Origin of the sequence: Nonomuraea helvata (assembly GCF_039535785.1) — a bacterium.
GTDB classification, from domain to species: domain Bacteria; phylum Actinomycetota; class Actinomycetes; order Streptosporangiales; family Streptosporangiaceae; genus Nonomuraea; species Nonomuraea helvata.
Genome location: NZ_BAAAXV010000005.1, coordinates 321,021 through 345,053 on the forward strand (window position 1 = coordinate 321,021; position 24,033 = coordinate 345,053).

The window sequence follows — 24,033 nt, forward strand, 5'->3', positions numbered from 1 at the left end:
CGTAACCGACGACAGGGGCGGACGAAGGGTCCGACAGCCCCAGAGTAGTCGAACAGGCCGCCTGTCACGGCTCTGCGCCTTTTACAGCATCGAGCTCACGGACGCCAGATCAGCACGAGCGCGCAGTCGTCGCTGTGCCCCGAGGCCATCGCGTTCACCAGTGCCCTCGCGCCGTCGCGGAACCCGGAGGGCAGCAGCCGCTCCGCCTCCCCGAGCAGCCGGTCGAGCCCGGCGTCGATGTCGCGGCCCGGCTGCTCGATCAGCCCGTCGGTGAACAGCAGCAGCGCGTCGCCCTTGCGCAGGGTGCCGCTGTCGGGCTCGCAGTGCAGGTCGGGCACCACGCCGAGCACGACGCCCTTGGCCGAGGCGACCTGCCAGTTGCCGGTGCCCGCGTCGAACTTCACCACCGGCGGATGCCCGGCCGAGGTGATCGTGTAGTCGCCGGTCTCCAGGTCGAGGCGGAGATGGACCGCGGTCACGAACCCCTCGTCGCCCCGCTGCCGGTGCAGGTACGTGTTGCACGCGGGCAGGAAGTCGTCGACCGACCCCAGCAGCCCGCCGAACGTGCCCGACAGCAGCAGCGCCCTGGTGCCCGCGTCGACCCCCTTGCCGGACACGTCGACCAGCGCGATCTCGACGGAGTTGCCGTCACGCATGGAGACCAGGAAGTCGCCGCCGAACGAGGACCCGCCGGCCTGCTTGAGCACCACCTTGGCGCCCCAGTCCTTGGGCATCGGGGGCAGCTCGCCCTGCCTCTTGAGCCGGTCGCGCAGCTCCAGCAGCATCGCGTCGCCGCGCAGTCCCTGAACGCCCAGCTTGCCCCTGGTGCGCGCCATCAGCACGGCGAGCACGGTGGTGAACCCGACCGTCACCGTGAGCCCCAGCCCGATGCGGCTCACGCCCAGCGTGATCGCGATGTAGCCGAGCGCTAGCCCGACCCCGACCAGCAGCTTGATCAGGCTGCGCAGCCGGAGCTGGAGCCCGCCGACCAGCGTGACCAGGATGAGCAGCGACGGCGAGAACCACTCGGTCGAGACCTTCGCCGCCAGGACCCCGATGACCAGCGCCAGCGTGGTCAGCGTGATGAGCAGGTTGCGGTCACGGGCCAACGGTCCGCGACGGACGAACCGCACAGCAGCCACCAGAAAGGGCACCCGCACCAGGACCGCACGGACCCGTGGCGGGATGAGCGGCGCCGGACGGGAACTCATGATGGCCCTGACTGTATCGGTCTGACCCGTGTTTGGGCAGCCCACTTGACCAATGCCTTGATCATTAAGCACGGATATTGGGTGGCTCTACCTCTTTGCCCGCTCCTACCGTGGACGAATGACGTACCCGATCCGTCCGATTGACGAGTCCGAGTGGCCGGCGTACACGCGGGTTCTCGATGAGGGGTTCAACTCGAGGCCGCACCCGCAGCAGGCGGAGCGGTGGAAGGCCCAGACCGAGTTCGACCGCACTCTGGCGGCCTTCGACGGCGATCTGATCGCCGGGGTCGCCGCCCTCCAGAGCTTCACGATGACGGTCCCCGGAGGCCGGCTCCCCGTCGAGGGGGTGACGAGCGTCAGCGTGCTGCCCTCGCACCGCCGCCGCGGCGTCCTGTCCGCGCTGATGCGCAGGCAGCTCGCCGACATCCGTGAGCACGGCGAGAGCGTGGCCGCCCTGTACGCCTCCGAGTCCGGCATTTACGGCCGGTACGGCTACGGCCGCGCCTCCCAGAGCCTGTTCTTCCGCATCGACAAGACCCGCTCGGCATTCGTCGGGCACGCTCCTACGGACCCGTCGCTCCGGATCAGGGTGGCCGTGCCCGCCGACGTACGCGCGGACCTGGAGAGGCTGTTCGCCTCCGTGGCGACCCGGCGGCCCGGACGCTACGACCGCAACCCCCCGATCTGGGACGACGTCCTGGCCGACGAGGACGCCGACCAGCGCGGGGACGGGCCGCTGCGCTGTCTCCTCGCCGAGGACGACGGCGGCCTGCGTGGCTATGCGCTGTTCCGCGTCAAGGCGGGCTGGGACGCCGACGGCATCGCCTCCGGAGAGCTGAAGCTGACGGAGCTGGAGGCGACCGACCCGGCGGCCTACGCGCTGCTCTGGCGCGGCATCCTGGACCGCGACCTGGTCGCCAAGGTCGATTCGGGCGCCAGACCGGTGGACGACCCGCTGATCGCGCTCCTCGCCGACCAGCGCCAGCTCCGCGCGAGCGTGTTCGACGAGCTGTGGGTACGCCTCGTGGAGGTCGACAAGGCGCTGACCTCACGCGCCTACTCGGCGGCGGTGAACGTGGTGATCGAGGTCGAGGACGACGTGTGCCCATGGAACGCGAAGCGCTGGCGGCTCACCGCCGACCCGACGGGCGCCGAGTGCAAGCCGGTCGAGGACGAGCCTGACGTGACGCTGCCGGTGGCCGCGCTCGGCTCGGCGTACCTGGGCGCCGGCATGCTCACCGAGTCGCTGGAGGCCGGCCTGTTGCGCGAGCACTCCACCGGCTCGGTGCGCGCGCTGGCCACCGCGATGTCGTGGAGCCCGAAACCGTGGGCGGGTCTGGTGTTCTGACGTAGAGTCGGACGCATGGCCCTGCAAAGCCTGCCGATCACCGCGACCATCGCCATGCGTGCCCGCGACGTGTCCAGGCCGTCGAAGGAGCAGCAGGAGGCCGCCGACCGGCGGCCCCTGCGCGACGAGATGCCCAAACGCGACCCCAAGCGCAAGGGCTAGGGCAGCGAGGGCAGCTGGCCGATCGTCTCGTACGTGGTCAGCTGCGCGATGCGCCTGCTGTGCCGCTCGCTGCCGGAGAAGACCGTGGCCAGGAAGACCTCGACGAACCTGGTGGCCTCCTCGACGGAGTGCATGCGCGCGCCGACGCTGACCACGTTGGCGTTGTTGTGCTCGCGGGCCAGCCGGGCCGTCTCCTCGCTCCAGGCCAGGGCCGCGCGGATGCCGCGCACCTTGTTGGCGGCGATCTGCTCGCCGTTGCCCGAGCCTCCGATCACCACTCCCAGGCTCGCGGGGTCGCCCGCGACGCCCTCGGCCGCGCGCAGGACGAACGCCGGGTAGTCGTCCTCGGGGTCGTAGACGAAAGGACCGCAGTCGGTCACCTCGTGACCGTGGTCCTTGAGCCAGGACACGAGGTGGTTCTTGAGCTCATAGCCGGCATGGTCGGCACCGATGTAGACACGCACCCGCCCAGTCTTCCACAGGCGCCGCCGATGGTACTCGCTGACTAGAGTAAGGACCCCTAGCGTTGTCCACTCCTTACGAAAGTAGAGACCCATGCGTGAGATCCGCGTCATCGGCGATCCGGTCCTGCGCACGCCCGCCGACCCGGTGACGGACTTCGACCGCGAGCTGCGCCGGCTGATCGACGAGATGTTCCAGGCCATGTACGCGGTCAACGGCGTGGGCCTGGCCGGCCCGCAGATCGGCGTGTCGCGGCGGCTGTTCGTGTACGACATCGCCGGCCGCAAGGGCCACGTGATCAACCCGGTGCTGACCGTCGACGACGACGAAGAGGTGCTGGACGAGGAGGGCTGCCTGTCCGTGCCCGACCGCCAGACGCGCCAGCCGATCTACGCCTCGGTCGGGCGCGCCGCGGGCGTGACCGTCGAGGGCATCGACAGGCTCCAGCGCCCGGTACGGATCAAGGCCCGCGGCTCGCTGGCACGCTGCTTCCAGCACGAGACCGAGCACCTGGACGGCAAGCTCTACGTCGATCGCCTGCCGCGAAACGAAGCGCGCAAGATCATGCTCAGAGCTTAGGTTGGGCGGATGAGCATACTTTCCGGCAAGGGCGCATTGGTCACAGGGGGATCCAGAGGTATCGGCAGGGCCATCGTGGAGCGGCTGACCGCCGAGGGAGCAGAGGTGGTCTTCTGCTACGAGCGCTCGGCGGAGGCCGCCGAGCAGGTCGCCAAGGAGACGGGCGCGCACGCCGTACAGGCGGATCTGGGCAGCAAGGAGGACCTGGCGCGGCTGTTCGGCGAGGCCGAGTCGCGACTGCCCGGCCTCGACATCCTGGTCAACAACGCCGCCGCCGTGCTCGGGCAGAAACTCATGGCGGAGGTCACGGACGAGGAGTACGAGCGGGTGTTCGCGGTCAACACCCGGTCGGTCTACCTCGCCATGCAGTGGGCCGCGCGGGTGATGCGCGACGGCGGGCGCATCGTCAACATCTCCACGCTCAACACCCAGGTGCCCGCGCCTGCCCTGACGCTCTACTGCGGGAGCAAGGGGGCCGTCGAGCAGTTCACCAAGGTGGCGGCGCGGGAGCTGGGCGTGCGGGGGATCACCGTCAACACGATCTCGTCCGGCGCCACCGACACCGACCTGCTGCGGGGCACCAATCCGCCGGAGGCGCTGACGCAGACCGCGGCGCTCACGGCGCTGCAGCGGCTCGGGCAGCCCGACGACATCGCGGCCGTGGTCGCCTTCCTGACCGGGCCCGACTCGCGCTGGATCACCGGCCAGAACCTGACCGCCAGCGGCGGCCTCCTCGTCTGACCGTCCCCGGGCGCGCCGCGTACCTCCGGCGCGCCCTCGGCGCCCTGCCCTGTCACCGTGCTGCACCGAATCCGGCTCGTGGCCGGGCCCCATCGGACGCGAGCACACGGCGGCGCGTGGCTTTGCGCACCCCAGCGGACGACGTGTGGCGAGGGTTGCAGACAGCGGTGGTTACAACTGCATGGCCTTGGTCTCGAGGTACTCCTCCAGGCCCTGCTCGCCGAGCTCGCGCCCCACCCCCGACTGCTTGTAGCCGCCGAACGGCGCCAGTGGGTTGAACCGGCCGCCGTTGACGGACACCTGCCCCGTCCGCAACCGCCGGGCGACCGCGACCGCGCGGTCCTCGTCGCCCGACCAGACAGCCCCGGCCAGGCCGTACTTCGTGCCGTTGGCGATCTGGACGGCGGCGTCCTCGGTCGTGTACGGGATCAGCGACAGCACCGGCCCGAAGATCTCCTCCTGCTCGATCGTCATCCCGGGCTCCACCGCCGCGAACACCGTGGGCTCGACGTAGTAGCCACGCTCGTGCGGCCGCTCGGTTCCGCCCGCCACCAGTCTGGCGCCCTCCTCCTGGCCCCGGTTGACGTAGCGCACGACGCGGTCGCGCTGGGTCGCGGACACCAGCGGGCCGATCCTGGTCGACTCGTCGAACGGGTCGCCGACGCGGTAACCGCGCGCCGCCTCGACGGCCAGCCCGACGGCCTCGTCGTACTGGTCGCGGTGGACGATCATGCGGCTCCACGCCGAGCAGGTCTGACCGGCGTTGACGAAGCAGTTGGCCACGCCGACCTTGACGGCCAGCGCCAGATCGGCGTCGGGGAGGATGATGTTCGCCGACTTGCCGCCGAGCTCGAGCGCGACCCGTTTGACGGACTCCGCGGCCAGCGAGGCCACCCTGCGGCCGGCGGCGGTCGAGCCGGTGAAGGAGACCATGTCCACCTCGGGGTGCGCGGCCATGGCCTCGCCGATGACCGGGCCACGCCCGCTGACCAGGTTGAACACGCCCGGAGGCAGGCCCACCTCGGCGAAGATCTCGGCCAGCGCGTACGCCGCCAGCGGCGCCACCTCGCTCGGCTTGAGCACCACGGTGCAGCCCGCGGCCAGCGCCGGGCCCACCTTGCACACGATCTGGTGCAACGGGTAGTTCCACGGGGTGATCGCCGCCACCACCCCGATCGGCTCCCTGACCACCATCGAGTTGCCGATGCGCGACTCGCGGGGATAGCTCTCGGCCAGCTGGGCGTAGGAGGACAGCACGGTGGCCGGCATGAGCGTCTGCACCTTGAGCGCGAAGCCCAGCGGCGCGCCCATGTCGGTCGCGATGGTCTTCGCGATCTCCTCGGAGCGCTGCTTCAGCAGTTCGGCGGCGGCGCCGAGGAGCTTGCCGCGCTCCGAGGCGGCCATGTCGGCCCAGCCGGGGAAGGCTCTCCTGGCAGCTGCCGCGGCGACCTCGACATCGTCGGGGGATCCTGCGGGCACCCGGTCGATGATCTCTTCCGTGGCCGGGTTGACAACCTCGATGACATCGTCCGACGCGGAAGCGGTCCAGGAGCCGCCTATGTACAGCTGACGCATAGCACCATCCTGTCAGGATCTCAGGACGGCGAGAGGGCTCATCCTGATCAAAGGATGAGTCTTCTACACCGCAAGCAGTGTTCTTCCGTCAGCGTACGATGATTGGCCCCGGGCAAATGATGCCCTTAGTCGAATTGCGGCCGTTTGGTCCGGCTGCGCTTCAGCTCGAAGAAGTCGTCGAAGGACGTGACGGCCAGCACGCCGTCCCAGAGCCTGCCCGCGTCCTCGCCCCGGATGATCTTGGTGATCACGGGACCGAAGAAGGCGTTGGCGCCGACGCGGATGACCGGTGTGCCGACCTCCTGTCCGACGAGGTCGATGCCCTCGTTGTGCGAGGCGCGGATGGCGTCGTCCCACTCCTCGGAGTCGGCGGCGTCGGCGAGCTCCTTCTCGAGTCCGGCGGCCTCGAGCGCGCGCTCCCTGACCTCGCGCAGGCGCTCCGGCTCCTTGCTCAGGCCCTGGTTGTGGAGGAGGGTGCCGAGCTCGGTGTAGAGCGGGCCGATGACCTGCTCGCCGTGCTTGGCCGCGGCCGCGGCCACCAGGCGGACGTTGCCCATGGCACGCTTGGTCGACTCTCGGTATTCGTCGGGGATGTCCTTGTCCTCGTTCAGCACGAAGAGGGACATGATGCGCCAGCGCGGCTCAATGGGGCGCACCTTCTCGACTTCGAGAAGCCACCGTGACGTCACCCATGCGAAGGGACAGGCAGGATCGAACCACAGGTCCACGGGAATCTTTTCAGTCACGTGGGGCCATAACCTGAGGTGGACCAAGGCATATTCCCATCACGGGTACATACCGGCAAACTTCGATGAAGTGGTGAAAAGGAGCGCAACTTGGCAGGCAACCTGACCCGGGACGAGGCTCGTGAGCGTGCCCGGCTGTTGAAGGTCGAGTCGTACGAGGTGGCACTCGACCTGACGGAGGGAGACGAGCGCTTCGAGAGCGTCACGACGGTCCGCTTCGCCAGCAGCCACCCGGGCGAGTCCACCTTCATCGACCTGCACGGCGCCAACGTTCGCAAGGTCACGTTCAACGGCCAGGACCTCGACGTGTCCGCCTACGACGCCGACAAGGGGCGCTTCCCGCTCCCCGAGCTGGCCGAGTCCAACGAGTTGCGCGTGGACGCCGACTGCAGCTACATGCGCACCGGCGAGGGCCTGCACCGCTTCGTGGACCCCGTGGACAAGAAGGTCTATCTGCACAGCCAGTTCGAGACGGCCGACGCGCACCGCATGTACGCCTGTTTCGACCAGCCCGACCTCAAGGCCACGTTCCAGCTCACCGTGCTGGCCCCCGCCGACTGGGAGGTCGTCTCCAACGCCGCCGCCTCCAAGGTCGCGGAGCTGCCCGAGCAGAGCGGCAAGCACGGCACGGTGCCGGCGGCCAAGCGGTGGGAGTTCCCGCCCACCCCGGTCATCTCGACCTACATCACCGCGCTGGTGGCCGGGCCGTACCACAAGGTGACCTCGGAGCACGACGGCATCCCGCTGGGGATCTACTGCCGCGCCTCGCTGGCCGAGCACCTCGACCCCGAGAACATCCTCGAGGTCACCAGGCAGGGCTTCGACTTCTTCCACCGGGTGTTCGGGGTGCGCTACCCGTTCGGGAAGTACGACCAGTGCTTCGTGCCCGAGTTCAACGCCGGCGCCATGGAGAACGCGGGCTGTGTCACGTTCCTGGAGGACTACGTCTTCCGCTCCAGGGTCACCGACGCGGTGGTCGAGCGGCGCGCGGAGACGATCCTGCACGAGATGGCGCACATGTGGTTCGGCGACCTCGTCACCATGCGCTGGTGGGACGACCTGTGGCTGAACGAGTCGTTCGCCACCTACATGTCCATCCTCGCCCAGGCCGAGGCCACGAGGTGGGGCAAGGGCGCGTGGACCACGTTCGCGAACGTGGAGAAGTCCTGGGCCTACCGCCAGGACCAGCTCCCCTCGACCCACCCCATCTCCGCGGACATCCCGGACATGCAGGCGGTCGAGGTCAACTTCGACGGCATCACGTACGCCAAGGGCGCCTCGGTGCTCAAGCAGCTCGTCGCGTACGTCGGGCTGGACAACTTCCTGGCCGGCGTACGCGATTACTTCGCCGAGCACGCCTGGGGCAACACCGAGCTGAAGGACCTGCTCAACGCCCTCGAGCGGACCTCCGGCCGCGACCTGTCGTCCTGGTCGAAGGAGTGGCTGGAGACGTCCTGGGTGAACACGCTGCGGCCCTCGTTCGAGGTGTCCGGCGGCCGGTTCACCAGCTTCGAGGTGCTGCAGGAGGCGCCCGCCGAGCACCCGACGCTCCGCTCGCACCGGGTCGCGATCGGCCTGTACTCGCTGGTGGACGGCGAGCTGAAGCGGACCAAGCGGGTCGAGCTGGACGTGGTCGGCGCCCGTACGAGCGTGACGCAGCTGGTCGGCGAGGAGCAGCCGGACCTGGTGCTGCTCAACGACGACGACCTGACGTACGCGAAAATCCGCCTCGACGAGCGGTCGATGCGGACGCTGGTCGACGGCGGCATCACGGCCTTCGCCGAGTCGCTGCCGCGGGCCCTGTGCTGGTCGGCGGCCTGGGACATGACCCGCGACGGCGAGATGGCCACCCGCGACTACGTCAAGCTGGTCACCTCGGGCGCCGGAACGCTCAAGGACATCACGGTCCTGCAGGCGGTGCTGCGCCAGGCGCGCCTGGCCGTGCAGCAGTACGCCGACCCCGCCTGGGAGTCCGAGGGCCTGGCGGTGCTGGCCACGGAGCTGCGCTCGCTGCTCGGCTCCGCCGATCCCGGCTCCGACCAGCAGCTCGCGTTCCTGCAGGCGTTCGCGCCGGTGGCCGTCTCCGACGCGGACCTCGACCTGCTGCAGCGCATCCTCGACGGCTCCGAGGTCCCCGAGGGGCTCAGCGTGGACGCCGACCTGCGCTGGACGCTCACGGGCGCGCTGGTCTCCGGCGGACGGCTGGGCGAGGCCGACATCGACGCCGAGCTCGAGCGGGACCCTACGGCGAAGGGTGAGCGTTCGGCGGCGCAGTGCCGGGCCGCGATCCCGACGGCCGAGGCCAAGGCCGCCGCCTGGGAGCGGGTCGTGGGCGGCAAGCTGGCCAACCACATCGCGCGCACGACGATCCTGGGGTTCCAGGATCCGCTCCACCCCGAGCTGCTGGAGCCGTACCGGGAGAAGTACTTCGCCGAGGTGGGGCGCATCTACCGGGAGTGGACGTTCGACCAGGCGTCGACGTTCGCGGTGGGGTGCTTCCCCGCGCTGCTGATCGAGCCGGAGACGGTGAAGGCGGCCGAGGGCTACCTGGCGGCCGAGCAGCCGCCGCAGGCCCTGCGGCGGCTCATCCTGGAGGGCGCCGACGGCGTCAGCCGGGCCCTGCGCAACCGGGAGAAGGACGTCGCCTCCGCCTGACGCGCCGCTTTCATGGGTCCCCGGCACTGACGGGGGCCCATGTGCCCTGGAGCGGGTTCAGAGAGTTGACGATGGCACCTGAGGTGCGATGTTAGCCTCGGTTACGTGCTAGGCGCCGGGACCACCCTCAATGATCGCTACGTGCTCGCCGGCCGCCTGGGCGGCGGCGGCATGGGCGAGGTTTGGCGTGCCGACGACACGGTCCTCGGGCGCGCGGTGGCGGTCAAGGTGCTCATGCCCGCGCTGAGCGAGAGCCCGACGTTCACCCAGCGCTTCCAGAACGAAGCCCGTGCCATGGCCACCCTCCGGCACCCGGGCGTGGTGGACGTCTACGACTACGGTGTCTGCGAGGTCGACGGCCGCCAGGTGAGCTTCCTGGTCATGGAGTACATCCAGGGCGAGTCGCTCGACCGCGTCCTGCGGCGCGGCCCGCTCGGCTCCGCGGCGACCATGCGGCTGATCGCGGAGGTCGGCGACGCGCTGGCCGCGGCGCACGCGCAGGGCATCGTCCACCGTGACGTCAAGCCGGCCAATCTCATGGTCAGGCTCGACGGCAGCGTGGTGCTCACCGACTTCGGCATCGCCCATTCGGTCTCGGCCGGCCACCTGACGGCCACGGGCACGATGCTCTGCTCGGCCGGCTACTGCGCCCCGGAGATGGCCACGGCCAGCGACGTGACGCCCGCGGTCGACGTCTACGCCCTCGGGGTGGTGGCGTACGAATGCCTGACGGGGCAGCTCCCGTTCCAGGGCGACACGCCCGTACAGATCATCTTCAAGCACCTCAACTCCCCCGTGCCGCGCCTGCCCGACGGCGTGCCTCCCGGGCCGCGTCAGGTGGTGTCGCGGGCGCTGGAGAAGACGCCCGACCGGCGCTGGATGACGGCCACGCTGATGTCGGAGGCCGCGCGCAAGGCGCTGGCCGCTCCGGACACGCCGCCCACGCCGCGCCCCCGCCGCGCGATGCGGGCGGTGCTCACCATGGCCGCGGCCGTGGTCGTGTCGGCGGCCGTGGCGGGCTCGGTCTGGCTGCGGCCCGCCCAGCCGACGACCGGCGAGGTGCCGCTGCCCGCGGACTCCCCCGCGGCCACCGTCTCCCCGCCGCCGCCGTCGAACGCCACCCGGCCCGCCACCACCCCCCCGCCCAGGCGCGTCCCGACCTCCAAGCCGACCCGCGCCACGCACGTGCCGAGCCCCAGCGCCACGGTGAGCACGACCCCGACCAGGACGCCCACCACCAACCCCACGCCGACCGCCTCGCAGCCCGAGCCGACCGAGCAGCCGACCACGCCCGGCCCCGAGGAGCCGCCCCCGACCGCCGAACCCACAGCCAGCGGCCCGGCGGGAGAGATCCAGTGCATCCGCTCCCCGTGTCCTGGGTGAGATCCGGCGGATCCCTCACCGCTCGCCGGCCATGAGAGAGTCGTCGGGTGGACTCGACTCGTGACCTGTTCGTCGCCCTTGCCCGCCGCTACGCCTTCGCCGACCTCGGCGCGCTCGCGCCGGTGGCGGAGGTCGCCGAGGTGTGCGAGTTCGGCCACCGGCTGCTCTCGCTCGACGCCGAGGACTTCGCGGCCGAGGCCAGGAGCGTCCCGGCCGACCTGCGGCGGCGTGCGCGGGCGTGCCACATGCCGCAGACACCGCGCGAGCAGCCCCGCGGGGCGCTCGACTCGCTGCGGCCCGCGTACGGCCTGCTGCTCGAGGTGATCGCCGTACGGTGGCACCGTCGCGAGCTGAGCACGATGATCGCCGCGGTCCACATCGCCAGCGAATACCTGCCGCTGCTGGCCTTCGAGCCTCACCTCGGCCACGCCGGCGACCCCGCCCGCTGGCCCGACGGGCTGAGCGCGCCGGGGAGCCGCTTCGGTGTGATCGGCGATCGGGAGTGCGACCACACCAAGTCGGAGCAGTCCGCCACCAACCGGACGCTGCGGGTGGCGACGGAGCCGGGCGAGGGCTGGCGCGCGTACTTCGACCGGCAGCACAGCCAGGTGGCCGGCGCGCTCGCCGTCTGCGTCGCCACCTGCCGCAACCCGTGCACGGCCATGGACTGGATCCCGCCCGTGCCGCGCGCCGACCTCCAGGTCCGCGCCCGTACGGCCCTCACCTTCGCCGACACCCCGCTCGTGCGGCTGCGGCACGCGGCTCCGGTGGGGCACGGGTTCGGGGTGCCGTCGCCGGAGGAGGTGCTCGACGCCTGGGAACGCAGCCGCGCCGCGCTCGACAAGAACGCCGTCGGGGCCTCGGCGCTCGAGGACGACGGGTTCCCGCTGCCTGGGCTGCCCGCGCTGTTCTCGGCCATCGCGGGCGCGCCGATCGAACCGGCGACGCTGCTGCAGGGGGTCAGCGAGCACATCGTGAAACTGCTCGAACGCCCCTGACCGGCCGCCCGCCGTGGGGGTCAGTGGCGGGCGGTGGCTTGTTCGGCGAGGGCGGCGATGCCGTACAGGAGGCCGCCCACCAGGTCGCCCACACTGAACGCCGTGGCCATCGACATCGCCGTCAACCGGCAGGCCCCGTCCGGCAGCCGCCTCCTCGCCTGCTCGCCCGTCACGATCTCCAGGGCGCGGCCGCGCAGGTCCACGAAGATCACCACGGCGCCGCCGGCCTCCTCGCCCAGGGCGGCGTGCAGGCGTTCGGCGAAGTGGCGGCGCGAGCCCACCGGCTCACCGAGGAACACGCCGAACCTGAGCCCGCTGCGCCGTTCGGCGGCGTGCAGGGCCCGTCTGACGTCGTCGGCCTGGGCGACGCTCAGTCCTCGCATCGTCACCTCACCATCCGGCGGAGGCCCCGCCGACGTGTCTGCCGGGCTCGGCCGTCTCGGCGGCGGCCACCCAGTCGTGCTCGGGAACCTCCGCCCAGTGCGCCGTCCGGTCGGCGAGCACCAGGCCCGAGGTGCTCACGCCGCGCTCGCTCCTGGACGGACCGCCCAGCCACACCGGGCCCGACTCGGCCCGGCGCTGGGTGCCGCGCCCCGGCACCATGACCAGCAGGCTGATCAACACGAACAGCCCCAACGAAACCCCGATGAGGAAGAGCAGAATCTCGCCCGCGCTGTGCACACAACGAACGTAATCCCGATGCGCGCACCGGGCCAGACCCACCCTGGGAGTGTCCACCAGGTAAGATCAAAAGTGAGACGACTTCTCTAGAGAAGAATGTAGAACATACCCGCATAACGCGCGTGGAACACGATGAGCTGGGCCATAAAACTATGGACAGGGCAACACTAGGAATCTTTCCGATCTCCGAGCTACGGTGAGTTACGTGGACTCCGACAACCAGCGAGAAGACGGTCACAACGCGTCACCGATCTGGGTGAGCGACCGGCCTGAGAGCGAGCAGACCGCCGCCGCGCAGCCTTCGGCGCCCACCTCCACGTACGCGCCCGTCGAACGGGCGTCCGTACGTAACCTGCTGCAACAACCGGGCTTTCGCCGCCTGCGCAACCGCGCGCTGCTGGCGATCGCCGTCGCCGTGGTGGTGGGCTTCCTCGTGGGCGACTGGCGGGTGGGCGTGACCGCGGGCGTGGTCGCGGCCATCCTGGACGCGTTCTATCGCGCGCGTTCGCACTCGTCCGTGCCCGCCTGGCGGCGCACGTCCGTGGCGGAGCGCCGCACGGAGGCGCAGCTGCGCAAGCTCGAGCGCAGCGGCTACCGCACGCTCCACGCCAGGGCGATCCCCAACAGCGAGGCCCAGATCGACCATCTCGTGGTCGGCCCGACCGGTGTGTACGCGGTCGACTCCGAGAAGTGGGACAAGCGGCTGCCCGTACGCGTGCAGATGGGCAAGAAGCTCTTCCACGGCCCCTTCGACAAGAAGGCCCGCCTCGCCGAGGCCAAATGGGAGGCGTCGCAGGCCAGCGAGCTGATCACCAAGTCGTTCGGCCGCGAGGTGGCGGTCGTGCCCTCGCTCGCCATCTACGGCCCCCCGGTGCCGTGGAAGATCATGACCATTCGCGGCGTGGACGTCTACCAGGGCGACCGCGCCCGCAAGTGGATCACCAAGCGGGAGCGGGCGCTGACCAACAGCGAGATCGACCGGATCTACGACATCGCGGCCCAGGTCCTCCCCGCCCGGTACGGCGACGACTAGATCTCCGGCTCCCCGGCGTCCGGCACCAGCCGGGCGCCGAAGTCGTCCAGGGCCCTGGCCAGCTCCGCGCTCGGCGGCAGCTGCTGCGGCAGGCGCGAGTACAGCGCGGTGCCGAAGCCGGCCATGCGGACGATCTGGTCGATGAGCGCCTCCCTGTCACGCGGCCACGGAAACGACGGCTGGGCGATCAGCAGGGAGACGCAGCCGTGCACGGCCGACCAGAGGCCCAGCGCGAGCTCCTCTGGATCGCCCTCGAGCACACGGGTCTCCACGCAGGCCGAGACCGCGTTCACCATGTGACGGAAGCACTCGGCGGCGGCCGGGGGCACGCCCGGTCCCGTCGAGGCCCGCATCATCAGCACTCTGTACTGCACCGGGTGGTCCAGGGCAAAGCGGGCGTACGCGCGCGCACACTTGCCCAGGGCGAGGAACGGGTCGCCGCCCAGGTTCTCGGTGAACATCCGGCCGAACTCGCCCCAGACCCGCAGGCACACCGCTTCGACGAGCGCGCCCTTGTCGGCGAAGTGCATGTAGACCGACGGCGTGGACACCCTCGCGCGCATGGCTACCGCGCGCAGCGTGAGCGCGTCCTCGCTGCCCGACTCGTCCAGCAGCTTCTCCGCCGCTCGCAGGATCTCCTCCCGCAGGAGCACTCCCTCTCCGCGTCGTGCGCGCACGCGTCTGGTGATGGTCATGGTCTCAGGTTGACGCCGTCAGGTTGACGGTGTCAACCTGATCTCCAGCGGAGAGGAGCACGAAAAATGGGGAATTTTCGAGAAGCGACCGCATTGACCGCTCGAGGCGACGGCGAGTTCGAGGCCGTGCTGGACGCCCAGTGGAGCGTCGGCGACCGGCTGCACGGTGGCTACCTCCTGGCCGTGCTCGCCAGGGCCGCGACCGAGAGCGGGGCGGGCGCGGGCCATCCGCACGTCACGGCCGTCAGCGGCGCCTTCATCGAGCCGCCCGAGCCCGGCGAGGCCCTGGCGCGCGTCGAGACGCTCCGGGTCGGCAGGAGCGTGGCGCAGGTCAGAGCCGCTCTGGTGCAGGACGGCCGTACGCGCGTCGAGTCGCACATCACACTCGGCCTGCTCGACGACTCTGACCCCTGGTGGTCGGCGCACGGGCCGGTCGAGCTGCCTCCCGAGGACGAATGCTTCCTGGCCCCGACCGATCCCCCGGGCACGGACCTCACGGTGCCGCTGATGTCCGTGATCGAGGAGCGCATCGTTCCCGAGCATCTGTCCTTCGCGTTCGGCGCCCCCACCAGGCGCGGCGTCATCGCGAGCTGGCAGCGGCTGGCCGACGGCTCGGACTGGGACCCGCTGAGCCTGCTGGTGGCGCTCGACCCGGTGCCGCCCGTCTCGTTCGACCTGGGGCTGTCCGGGTGGGTGCCGACGATCCAGCTGTCGGCGTACATCCGCAGGCTGCCCGCTCCCGGGCCGATCAGGGTGCGGATGTCGGCCACGGACGTCGGGGGCGACCGGATGGACGAGGCGGCCCACATCTGGGACGACAAGGGGCGACTGGTGGCCCAGTCGACCCAGCTCGCCGCCGTACGGCTCCCCGTTTAGCCACGCTCTTCAGGACTCGATCCGGTAACCAGCCGTCCGATGTGTGGACACGTGTCTCAGTCGCCGGGCAGGTGGCCGTAACATGTGAAGACTCGCTAGCGATGGGAGATGCCCAATGCCCGCCCTCAGGTCACGTACAGTCACCCACGGCAGGAACATGGCCGGTGCCCGGGCCCTGCTCCGGGCGACCGGCGTAGCCGGGAGCGACTTCGGCAAGCCGATCATCGCGGTGGCCAACAGCTTCACCCAGTTCGTTCCGGGTCATGTGCATCTCCGGGAAGTCGGCGACGTGGTGTCCGCGGCGATCAGGGAGGCCGGGGCGATCCCGCGGGAGTTCAACACGATCGCCGTGGACGACGGCATCGCGATGGGCCACGGCGGCATGCTCTACTCGCTGCCGTCGCGCGAGCTGATCGCCGACGCCGTGGAGTACATGGTCAACGCCCACTGCGCCGACGCGCTGATCTGCGTGTCCAACTGCGACAAGATCACTCCGGGCATGCTGCTGGCCGCGTTCCGGCTGAACATCCCGACGATCTTCGTCTCGGGCGGCCCCATGGAGGCCGGCAAGACGCCCGGCAAGAAGCTCGACCTGATCGACCCGATGATCGCCTCCGCTGACGACTCCGTCTCGGACGCCGAGCTACTGGAGCTGGAGGAGAGCGCCTGCCCGACCTGTGGCTCCTGCTCCGGCATGTTCACCGCCAACTCCATGAACTGCCTGACCGAGGCCATGGGGCTCGCGCTGCCGGGCAACGGCACGATCCTGGCCACGCATAAGGCGCGCAAGAAGCTGTTCGAGGACGCCGGGCGCCAGCTCGTCGAGATCACCCGCCGCTACTACGAGGACGGCGACGAGTCGGTGCTGCCGCGCTCTATCGCCACCAGCGACGCGTTCGAGAACGCCATGACGCTCGACGTCGCGATGGGCGGCTCGACCAACACGATCCTGCACATCCTGGCCGCCGCCCGTGAGGCCGAGGTGGACTTCGGGCTCAAGGAGATCAACGAGATCTCGCGGCGCGTACCGTGCATCTGCAAGGTCGCTCCGGCCACGAACAAGTACCACATCGAGGACGTCCACCGCGCCGGCGGCATCCCCGCCATCCTGGGCGAGCTCGACCGGGCCGGGCTGCTGCACCGCGACGTGCCCACCGTGAACGGCGGCACGCTGGCCGACATGCTGGCCTCCTGGGACGCGAAGTCGCCGACGGTGCTGCCCGAGGCCGTCGAGCTGTGGCACGCGGCCCCCGGCAACGTCCGCACGGTCAAGGCGTACTCGCAGGACAACCGCTGGGACGACCTCGACCTCGACCGCACGGCCGGATGCATCCGCGACCGTGAGCACGCCTACACCGCCGACGGCGGTCTGGCCGTCCTCTACGGCAACATCTCGCGTGACGGCGCGGTGGTGAAGACGGCCGGGGTGGACGAGTCGATCTGGAAGTTCAGCGGCCCCGCGGTGGTGTTCGAGTCGCAGGAGCAGGCGGTCGAGGGCATCCTCGGCGGGCGCGTCAAGGAGGGCGACGTGGTGGTCATCCGCTACGAGGGCCCCAAGGGCGGCCCCGGCATGCAGGAGATGCTCTACCCGACGTCCTTCCTGAAGGGCAAGGGGCTCGGCAAGGCCTGCGCGCTCATCACCGACGGCCGCTTCTCCGGCGGCACCTCCGGCCTGTCGATCGGCCACGCCTCCCCCGAGGCGGCCGAGGGCGGGGCGATCGCGCTGGTCGAGGACGGCGACATCATCGACATCGACATCCCCAACCGGTCGATGGAGCTGCGGGTGCCCGAGGCCGAGCTGGCCGCGCGGCGCGAGCGGCTCCTGGCGGACCTGGGCGGATACCGGCCGCGCGACCGCAACCGGCCGGTGAGCGTGGCGCTGCAGGCGTACGCGGCGATGACGACGTCCGCGTCCACCGGCGCCTCGCGCGATCTGTCCCAGTTGTCGAAGTGACTATGGCCTATGCGGCAGGCGATAAGACTGTCACCTGCCGCACAGGCTTTCGAAAAATGTCGGTCGTGGTCCCTATTCTTGGGGTATGACGACAGTCGTGAAGCACGATACTCGCCCGCTGACGACCGCCGAGATCGCCGCCCTCGCCCTCTCCCTCGCTCACCTCGGAGCGGGCCCCCAGGCCGTCACCGCACGGCGTGGCCTGCAGCACGCGTTCGAGCACCTGGAGCTCGACGACGACGTCATCGCCACCACGCTCACGACCCTGACGGAGCCGCTGCCCGTGGAGGTCGCCTCCAGGGCCAGGCTCATGGCCGACGCCATCACCAGCCGCCTCATGATCCGCCTGCACTACCGCGACGCCTCGGGCACCGTCTCCACGCGCGACGTCGAGCCGGTGACGTGCCTAGTCCACCGCGAATACTGGTATCTGGTCGGCGTGTGCAGGATGCGCCGGGCGATCAGGGCGTTCAGGTTCGACCGGATCATCGCGGTCGAACCCACGCTCACACCGTCCCGCCCGCACCTGGCTGACCGGTTCCTCCCGTTCCAGCGGAGAAAGCGCCCCAGGGCCGCGTAGGAACTGGCCTCCGCTTGACCAGCCGCGCCCCCGGTCTTTGGGATTGTGAGTGGCAGGCTCCCGCACATGCGTGTTCGGAGGCTCTCGCTCTCTGTCCTGCTGGCCGTGGCCGGCTGCGCCGCCCCGTCGATCGCCGTACCGCCCCCGGCCGCTCCCGTCCGGCAGCCGGTCGGCGTCGTCGTCGAGAGCGTGCTGCCCGTTGCCGCGCGGCGCGCTCTCGACCAGAGCCTGGATCGCTACCTGCGTGACCGTCCCGGCCGCGCGGCGCTGGCCGTCTACGACCGGACGACCGGCACCAGGTACGCCTTCCGCGAGCGCACGCCGTTCATGCTGGCCAGCGTGATGAAGGTGGACATCCTGCTGGCGTTCCTCCTCACCAAGCGCGGTGAGCTGAGCGACTACGAGCGCGATCTGGCCTCCCGGATGATCCGTGACAGCGACAACGACTGCGCGGGAGAGCTCTACATGACCATCGGCGGCCGGGAGGGGTTCGCCAGGGTCCTGCGCCGGCTCGGCGTCGAGCACACGGAGCCGGGACCGAGCCTCTACTGGGGAACGACCCTCAGCCGCCCGTCCGACCAGGTGAAGGTGCTGGAGCAGCTCACCGACCCGAAGGGGCCGCTGCCGGCCCCCGACCGGCGCTACGCGCTGAAGCTCATGTCGTCCGTGCAGCCGTCGCAGGCGTGGGGGGTCAGCGCGGCCGGAGGCGAGGTGGCGCTCAAGAACGGATGGCTGCCGGCCGACGCGCACGGCGGGCTGTGGACGATCAACAGCGTGGGCCGCCTCGACGTACGCGGGCACGAGCTGCTCATCGCGGTGCTGTCGGAGCGCAGCCCGACCATGGAGACGGGTATCGCCACGGTCGAACGGCTGGCCCGGCTGGCCGTGGACGCGTTGACAGGGCCCGAGGAGACCGTCAGCGCGTCCAAGGTGTTCTAGGAGGCGCAGCACCCTCCGCCGCAGCAGCCGCCGCCGCTCGCCTTGGGCGCGGCCGCGCCCCCCGTCATCGAGACCGTGGAGAGCAGCTTCACCGTGTCGTCGTGCCCCTCGGGGCAGCTCGCCGGGTCGTTGGAGGCCGACATGGGACGGGAGACCTCGAACGTGGAGCCGCAGGCGCGGCAGCGGAAGTCGTAACGCGGCATGTGACTAAGAATAGGTCAGGTGCGCGTAGTCGGACACGGGCTCGTAGCCGATCGACTGGTAGATCGCGTTGCTCGTGGGGTTGTTGAGGTCGGTGAAGAGCACCACCTCGTCGCAGCGCTCCGCCAGACCGACCGCGCTGGCGTGCGCCGTCACCGCGGAGCCGTAGCCGTTCCTGCGGCACGAAGGCGGCGTGTAGACCGGGCCGATGCGGCAGACCCCGCCGGCCGCCGGGGAGAGCCCGGCCAGCGAGACCGGCGCCCCGCCCGCCTCCCAGACGAACAGCTCGCGGGCGGCCAGCCGCTGCGCCACCCGGTCGGCCACGTCGGCGTCGGGCATGCGCACCTCGTCACCGAACGCGTGATACCAGCTCACGAGCAGCGGGAAGTCGGCCGGCACGGCGAGCCTGCCGTGGCCCGGCACGTCGGGCACGTCGAGCGTGCCGAGACGGTAGAGGCGCTCCGGGACCACCCGCTCGGGCGCGCCCAGCACCCGCTCGGCCTCCGCCGTCAGCTCGACCCGGCCCACCACGGCCGGGAGCGCGCCGCCGAGCGCCCCGATGAGCGGCGCGACGGCCTCGACGGGCATGTCGGCGAGCCCGACGGGATGCGGCGGCGTGTGGAAGAACGCGCCCCGCATTTCACCGTCGACCGTCCACCAGCCGAACCGGGGATCCTTGACGGGCATGCCGGCCCGCAGGTTGGCCAGGACGGTGAGCGCGACCGTGTTACGCACGGGGTCGCCGAGCAGGAACGGCTCGGCGACCGCGGCGTACTCCTCAACGTCTGAGGTAAAGCTCCACATGCCTGCTCATGGTGTCAGGCAGCGGCCCTCAGCGACAAAGCGGTTTTCAGGCCGCGGCCTCGAGGTAAGGGGCCCATTGCGGATCTCCGGCGAGCGAGGCGCCGATGAGCCTCCAGTGGGCGCCCCTCGGCACCGACGGGTCGAAGCGGAGCGTCCAGCCCAGCTCCTCGAGGTACTTGTCGGCCTTTCTGTGGTTGCAGGTGGTGCAGGAAGCGACGCAGTTCTCCCAGGTGTGGGTGCCGCCCCTGGACCGCGGGATGACGTGGTCGATGGTCTCGGCCCGCTGCCCGCAGTAGGCGCAGCGGTAGTCGTCGCGCCGCATGAGGGCGGCCCGGGTCAGGGGGATGCGGGACCGGTAGGGAATGCGGACATATCTTCGGAGCCTGATCACCGAGGGGACGTCGAGCGTGCGGCTCGCGGAGCGGAGCACCGCTCCCCTGCCGTCGCGGTGGACGACATCGGCCTTCTCCCGCAGCACGAGCACCACCGCGCGGTGCAGCGAGAGGGTGGTCAGGGGCTCGTAGGTGGCATTGAGCAGCAGGACCTGGCGCATCATCGGGCCTCTTCCTGCTGCGCGCGTATCAAAGGGGACATGCCGCGGCATGTCCCGGCTGTCGGCCCCTCCTGGGGCACTACTGCTTCCGTCACGTGGACCTCCGCCGGACGGTCCAGCGGATGGTCACCACGGCACCGTCCTGTCACCAAGTCTGGCGTCTGCAGCGTGGTCCCCGCCACCCCAAAAACCTCTAGCCGGAATGGACCAGAGGGACACGCGATACGTTTTATGCCCGCTTCACCAGCGCTTTACGCATGTCCTTTGGCAGTAGGGTTCCGAGCATGAAGCTGGAGCCGTACCCGACCGCACGCCGCGAAGACACCGTCGACATCCTGCACGACACGCCCGTGCCCGATCCCTATCGATGGCTCGAGGATCCGGACAGTCCAGAGACAAAGGGATGGCTGCTCGCGCAGGCCGAGCTGTTCGGCCGGCAGCGCGGGGAGCAGCGGTTCAAGAGCCGCATCGCCGAGCTGCTCAGATCCGGCTCGGTGGGCGCGCCCGCCTGGCGCGGCGGGCGCCACTTCTTCTCCCGCCGCACGCCCGACCAGGAGCACGCCGTCTACTACGTCGTCGAGCCTGACGGCACCGAGCGCGCGCTGATCGACCCGATGGCCATCGACCCTTCGGGGCTGACCACGCTGGACGCCGTGCAGCCCGACAAGGAAGGGCGGCTGCTGGCGTACCAGATCTCCGTGGGCGGCGACGAGGAGTCGATCCTCTACGTGATCGACGTCGCGACCGGCACGCGGATCGAGGGGCCGATCGACCGCTGCCGCTACTCCCCCATCGCCTGGCTGCCCGGCGGGGAGGCCTTCTACTACGTACGCAGGCTGCCCAGCACCGAGGTGCCGGAGAACGAGACGCAGTTCCACCGCCGGGTCTACCTGCACCGCGTCGGCACCTCGACCGAGGACGACGTGATGATCTTCGGCGAGGGCCTGAAGATGACCAACTACTACGGCGTCTCCGTCTCGCGTGACGGGCGCTGGCTGCAGGTGTCGGCGCACGAGGGCACCGCGCCGCGCAACGACATCTGGGTGGCCGACCTGACCGCGTCCCCGCTCGACCGGCCCGAGCTGCGGGTCGTCCAGGAAGGCGTGGACGCGCAGGTGGGGCTGGTGTTCGGCCGCGACGGCAGGCTCTACGTCCACACCGACCGCGACGCGTCCAGGGGCCGCGTGTGCGTCACCGACCCGACGGCGCCCGGCTTCGAGACCTGGCGCGACCTGATCCCCGAGGACCCCGAGGCGGTGCTGAACGACTTCGCGATCCTCGACGACCTGGAGCGGCCGGTCATGCTGGTCGGCTGGACCCGCCACGCGATCAGCGAGATCACCGTTCACGACCTGGAGACCGGCGAGCGCGTCGGCGAGGTGCCCACGCCGGGGCTCGGCTCCATCGGCAGCATCACCGAGCGCCCCGAGGGCGGCTACGAGGCGTGGTTCGGCTACACCGACAACACCACGCCGCCCACCGTCCAGCGCTACGACGCCAGGACCGGCGAGACCACGCTCTGGGCCGCCTCCCCGGGCGCGGTCGAGGTGCCCCCCGTGCGCGCCTCGCAGGTCGTCTACCGGTCCAAGGACGGCACCGATGTCCGCATGCTCGTCATCTCCCCCGCCGACGACACCCCGCGTCCGCGGCCGACCATCCTGTACGGCTACGGCGGCTTCGGCCTGTCGATGACCCCTGGCTACTCCGCGTCCGTCCTGGCCTGGGTCGAGGCCGGCGGCGTCTACGCCATCGCCAACCTGCGCGGCGGCGGCGAGGAGGGCGAGGACTGGCACCGCGCGGGCATGCTCGGCAACAAGCAGAACGTGTTCGACGACTTCCACGCCGCCGCCGAGCACCTCATCGCCACCGGCGTGACCACGCCCGAGCAGCTCGGCATCTCCGGCGGCTCCAACGGCGGCCTGCTGGTGGGCGCCGCGCTGACACAGCGTCCCGAGCTGTACGCGGCCGTCGTCTGCTCGGCGCCGCTGCTCGACATGGTCAGATATGAGAAGTTCGGGCTCGGCGCCACCTGGAACGTCGAGTACGGCACGGCCGAGGACCCCGAGCAGTTCGGCTGGCTGCTTGGCTACTCGCCCTACCACCACGTCAAGGAGGCGGTGTCGTACCCCGCGACGCTCTTCACCGTCTTCCAGTCCGACACGCGCGTGCATCCGCTGCACGCGTGGAAGATGTGTGCGGCGCTGCAGCACTCCTCGACGGGCGACCGCCCGGTGCTGCTGCGCAACGAGACCGAGGTCGGGCACGGCGCGCGGTCGGTGAGCAGGACGGTCGATCTGTCGGCCGACACGCTCACCTTCCTCGCGCGGCACACGGGGCTGTAATCTCGGCGGCATGAGCGAGCTGGGGCTGGCCATGGTCGAGGCCGACCCCAGCGCTGCGCTGCGGCCCTACGTGACGCGGCTGTGCGCGTACCGCGAGCACTACGCGGCCCCCGTCGTCCGCTCGCAGACGGCGATGCCGGGGGCCGTGCTCATCCTCGCGTTCGGCGCGCCGATGGAGGCGGGCGGGCGGCGGGTCACGTCGTTCACCGGCGGGCTCAGCGACCGCTTCACGGTCACGCGCGCGGTGGGGCCCTGCGAGGGCGTGGAGGTGATGCTCACGCCGTTCGGGGCCAGGAAGCTGTACGGCGTGCCGATGCGGCATCTGACGAACCTCGTGCTGCCTCTCGACGACCTGCCGGGTCCGTGGGCCGTCGCGGCGCTGGACCGGCTGGCCTCGACGCCGTCGTGGCGGGAGCGGCTGGCGCTGGTCGACTCCTTGCTGTGCGCGCGGCTCTCGGCCGCGCCCTCCGTACGGCCCGAGGTGCCGTGGGCATGGGCACGCCTGCTGGAGTCGGGGGGACGCCTGAGCGTGGCGTCGCTGGCGGAGTCGCTCGGCTGGAGTCGCCGGCATCTCGTCACCCGGTTCCACGACGAGGTCGGGCTGCCGCCCAAGGCCGCGGCGCGGGTGATCAGGTTCGGCCGAGCTCTGCGCCTGCTGCAGTCGGGCCGGGACATCGCGGCGGTCGCGGCCGAATGCGGCTTCTACGACCAGTCCCACATGAACCGCGAATTCCGGGTGCTGGGCGACACGACGCCAGGTCACGTTCGCCCACGACTCTCGGCGACCGGCCCGGCATTCTGAGGCTCTGCGAACCCTTCACGCACTGGCCCGCCGCAGGCGGGGTGCTCAGTCGGGGGCCAGGGACCGCGGGGCGGGGACAGGGAGAGGGTGGGCGGCCTCGGGGCGCAGGCCGTCGAAGACCAGGCCCAGATAGCGCCTCCAGAGCTCGGGGGCCGCGTCGCCGAGCGGGGCCACCGCCTGGACGACGGCGTTGATCAGCAGCAGGACGTCGTGCCCGGTGACGTCGCCCCGCACGGCCCCCGCGCGCCTGGCCCGCGCCGTCAGCGACTCGGCGACCGCGGCCAGCCGCTCGCTCGCGGCCCTGACCTGCAGCTCCTCGCGCATTTCCGCGGTGAGCGCCACGCAGAAGGACCGCAGGCGCACCCCGGCGGCCATGAAATCCAGCACCGCCTCCCCGGGACCCGCGCTCTCGACCAGTTCCTCGCCCCTGGCCACCAGCGCGTCGAGCTGGTCGCTGAGTATCGCGGCCATGAGCTGCTCCTTGGTGGCGAAGTGCCGGAACACCGTGCCCTTGCCGATGCCCGCCCGCGCCGCGATGCGCGCGATCGAGACCTCCATGCCGTGCTCCGCGAACTCGGCCGCCGCCGCGTCCAGCAGCCGCCGCCTGTTACGCACCGCGTCCGCCCGCATGTTCGCCACACCAGTACCCTACCGCAACCGGACCGCACGGTCATATTATGCTTAACCTGACCAACCGGTCCGCTTATTGGAGG

At 70.7% G+C, this 24,033-nt stretch carries 25 protein-coding genes; 14 read left to right on the forward strand and 11 right to left on the reverse strand.

The window, feature by feature from the left end; all coding sequences use genetic code 11:
* Positions 1-95: 95 nt before the first annotated feature.
* Complete coding sequence (locus tag ABD830_RS20830; RefSeq protein ID WP_344989673.1) at positions 96-1,211, reverse strand: PP2C family protein-serine/threonine phosphatase; 1,116 nt, start codon at positions 1,209-1,211, stop codon at positions 96-98.
* A gap of 118 nt (positions 1,212-1,329) precedes the next feature.
* Between ABD830_RS20830 and ABD830_RS20835 the strand changes: the two genes are divergently transcribed.
* Together ABD830_RS20835 and ABD830_RS20840 are read left to right on the forward strand one after the other, a co-directional pair.
* Positions 1,330-2,559 (forward strand): GNAT family N-acetyltransferase, encoded by a 1,230-nt coding sequence (locus ABD830_RS20835; RefSeq protein WP_344989675.1) that lies wholly within the window; start codon positions 1,330-1,332, stop codon positions 2,557-2,559.
* A gap of 15 nt (positions 2,560-2,574) precedes the next feature.
* Positions 2,575-2,721, forward strand: coding sequence for a hypothetical protein (locus tag ABD830_RS20840; RefSeq protein ID WP_344989678.1), 147 nt, complete (start codon positions 2,575-2,577; stop codon positions 2,719-2,721).
* Here ABD830_RS20840 and ABD830_RS20845 read toward each other — a convergent pair.
* Positions 2,718-3,185, reverse strand: a complete 468-nt coding sequence (locus ABD830_RS20845; protein WP_344989682.1) for a ribose-5-phosphate isomerase — start codon at positions 3,183-3,185, stop codon at positions 2,718-2,720. The two genes, ABD830_RS20840 and ABD830_RS20845, sit on opposite strands and share 4 nt — an antisense overlap.
* 91 nt (positions 3,186-3,276) lie before the next feature.
* On the opposite strand from ABD830_RS20845, the gene def reads away from it, so the two are divergent.
* Together def and ABD830_RS20855 are read left to right on the forward strand one after the other, a co-directional pair.
* Positions 3,277-3,762 carry a peptide deformylase gene (gene def / locus ABD830_RS20850; RefSeq protein ID WP_344989685.1) on the forward strand — a complete coding sequence of 162 codons (486 nt, stop codon included), beginning with the start codon at positions 3,277-3,279 and terminating at the stop codon, positions 3,760-3,762.
* Between the two features lie 9 nt (positions 3,763-3,771).
* The gene (locus tag ABD830_RS20855; protein WP_344989688.1) at positions 3,772-4,503 is read left to right on the forward strand and encodes an SDR family oxidoreductase; all 732 of its coding nucleotides are present in this window, start codon (positions 3,772-3,774) and stop codon (positions 4,501-4,503) included.
* Between the two features lie 171 nt (positions 4,504-4,674).
* Here ABD830_RS20855 and ABD830_RS20860 read toward each other — a convergent pair whose 3' ends face one another.
* Both ABD830_RS20860 and ABD830_RS20865 read right to left on the reverse strand, forming a co-directional pair.
* A complete protein-coding gene (locus tag ABD830_RS20860; protein WP_344989691.1) occupies positions 4,675-6,078 on the reverse strand; it encodes an aldehyde dehydrogenase family protein in 1,404 nt (467 codons plus the stop codon).
* A gap of 125 nt (positions 6,079-6,203) precedes the next feature.
* Entirely contained in the window at positions 6,204-6,824 is a 621-nt protein-coding gene (locus ABD830_RS20865; protein ID WP_344989694.1) for a mycothiol-dependent nitroreductase Rv2466c family protein, read from the reverse strand.
* Positions 6,825-6,914: 90 nt separating this feature from the next.
* Between ABD830_RS20865 and pepN the strand changes: the two genes are divergently transcribed.
* The 3 genes from pepN to ABD830_RS20880 all read left to right on the forward strand — a co-directional run bounded on the left by pepN (position 6,915) and on the right by ABD830_RS20880 (position 11,860).
* Positions 6,915-9,479 carry an aminopeptidase N gene (gene pepN, locus ABD830_RS20870; RefSeq protein ID WP_344989696.1) on the forward strand — a complete coding sequence of 855 codons (2,565 nt, stop codon included), beginning with the start codon at positions 6,915-6,917 and terminating at the stop codon, positions 9,477-9,479.
* 105 nt (positions 9,480-9,584) lie between these two features.
* Entirely contained in the window at positions 9,585-10,862 is a 1,278-nt protein-coding gene (locus ABD830_RS20875) for a serine/threonine-protein kinase (protein ID WP_344989699.1), read from the forward strand.
* 47 nt (positions 10,863-10,909) lie between these two features.
* On the forward strand, positions 10,910-11,860 hold the full coding sequence (locus tag ABD830_RS20880) for a hypothetical protein (RefSeq protein ID WP_344989702.1): 951 nt from the start codon (positions 10,910-10,912) through the stop codon (positions 11,858-11,860).
* A 20-nt stretch (positions 11,861-11,880) separates the two neighbouring features.
* Here ABD830_RS20880 and ABD830_RS20885 read toward each other — a convergent pair whose 3' ends face one another.
* Positions 11,881-12,243, reverse strand: coding sequence for a DUF5130 family protein (locus tag ABD830_RS20885; protein WP_344989704.1), 363 nt, complete (start codon positions 12,241-12,243; stop codon positions 11,881-11,883).
* 7 nt (positions 12,244-12,250) lie between these two features.
* Entirely contained in the window at positions 12,251-12,541 is a 291-nt protein-coding gene (locus ABD830_RS20890; RefSeq protein ID WP_344989707.1) for a hypothetical protein, read from the reverse strand.
* Positions 12,542-12,746: 205 nt separating this feature from the next.
* Here ABD830_RS20890 and ABD830_RS20895 point away from each other — a divergent pair, with 205 nt between their 5' ends.
* Positions 12,747-13,574, forward strand: coding sequence for a nuclease-related domain-containing protein (locus ABD830_RS20895; RefSeq protein WP_344989709.1), 828 nt, complete (start codon positions 12,747-12,749; stop codon positions 13,572-13,574).
* Here ABD830_RS20895 and ABD830_RS20900 read toward each other — a convergent pair.
* Positions 13,571-14,269 (reverse strand): TetR/AcrR family transcriptional regulator, encoded by a 699-nt coding sequence (locus tag ABD830_RS20900; protein WP_344989712.1) that lies wholly within the window; start codon positions 14,267-14,269, stop codon positions 13,571-13,573. The genes ABD830_RS20895 and ABD830_RS20900 overlap by 4 nt on opposite strands.
* A 93-nt stretch (positions 14,270-14,362) precedes the next feature.
* Between ABD830_RS20900 and ABD830_RS20905 the strand changes: the two genes are divergently transcribed.
* The 4 genes from ABD830_RS20905 (at position 14,363) to ABD830_RS20920 (ending at position 18,618) form a co-directional block, all read left to right on the forward strand.
* Positions 14,363-15,145, forward strand: a complete 783-nt coding sequence (locus ABD830_RS20905) for a thioesterase family protein (RefSeq protein ID WP_344989715.1) — start codon at positions 14,363-14,365, stop codon at positions 15,143-15,145.
* A gap of 115 nt (positions 15,146-15,260) precedes the next feature.
* Entirely contained in the window at positions 15,261-17,099 is a 1,839-nt protein-coding gene (gene ilvD, locus ABD830_RS20910; RefSeq protein ID WP_344989718.1) for a dihydroxy-acid dehydratase, read from the forward strand.
* A gap of 85 nt (positions 17,100-17,184) precedes the next feature.
* A complete protein-coding gene (locus tag ABD830_RS20915; RefSeq protein ID WP_344989721.1) occupies positions 17,185-17,679 on the forward strand; it encodes a helix-turn-helix transcriptional regulator in 495 nt (164 codons plus the stop codon).
* A gap of 66 nt (positions 17,680-17,745) precedes the next feature.
* Positions 17,746-18,618: a serine hydrolase gene (locus ABD830_RS20920; protein WP_344989723.1), complete on the forward strand. Its 873-nt coding sequence runs from the start codon at positions 17,746-17,748 to the stop codon at positions 18,616-18,618.
* Here the strand turns inward: ABD830_RS20920 and ABD830_RS20925 are convergent.
* From ABD830_RS20925 to ABD830_RS20935, 3 genes are read right to left on the reverse strand one after another with little or no spacing between them, the layout of a single operon-like run.
* Entirely contained in the window at positions 18,615-18,821 is a 207-nt protein-coding gene (locus tag ABD830_RS20925) for an FmdB family zinc ribbon protein (RefSeq protein WP_344989726.1), read from the reverse strand. The two genes, ABD830_RS20920 and ABD830_RS20925, sit on opposite strands and share 4 nt — an antisense overlap.
* A gap of 4 nt (positions 18,822-18,825) precedes the next feature.
* Positions 18,826-19,623: a GNAT family N-acetyltransferase gene (locus ABD830_RS20930; protein WP_344989728.1), complete on the reverse strand. Its 798-nt coding sequence runs from the start codon at positions 19,621-19,623 to the stop codon at positions 18,826-18,828.
* Positions 19,624-19,669: 46 nt separating this feature from the next.
* Positions 19,670-20,176: an HNH endonuclease gene (locus tag ABD830_RS20935; protein ID WP_344992955.1), complete on the reverse strand. Its 507-nt coding sequence runs from the start codon at positions 20,174-20,176 to the stop codon at positions 19,670-19,672.
* A 284-nt stretch (positions 20,177-20,460) separates the two neighbouring features.
* Between ABD830_RS20935 and ABD830_RS20940 the strand changes: the two genes are divergently transcribed.
* On the forward strand, positions 20,461-22,518 hold the full coding sequence (locus ABD830_RS20940) for a prolyl oligopeptidase family serine peptidase (RefSeq protein WP_344989731.1): 2,058 nt from the start codon (positions 20,461-20,463) through the stop codon (positions 22,516-22,518).
* 10 nt (positions 22,519-22,528) lie between these two features.
* A complete protein-coding gene (locus ABD830_RS20945; protein WP_344989733.1) occupies positions 22,529-23,320 on the forward strand; it encodes a helix-turn-helix domain-containing protein in 792 nt (263 codons plus the stop codon).
* Positions 23,321-23,365: 45 nt separating this feature from the next.
* On the opposite strand, the gene ABD830_RS20950 is transcribed toward ABD830_RS20945, so the two are convergent.
* Complete coding sequence (locus tag ABD830_RS20950; protein ID WP_344992958.1) at positions 23,366-23,950, reverse strand: TetR/AcrR family transcriptional regulator; 585 nt, start codon at positions 23,948-23,950, stop codon at positions 23,366-23,368.
* Positions 23,951-24,033 lie beyond the last annotated feature (83 nt).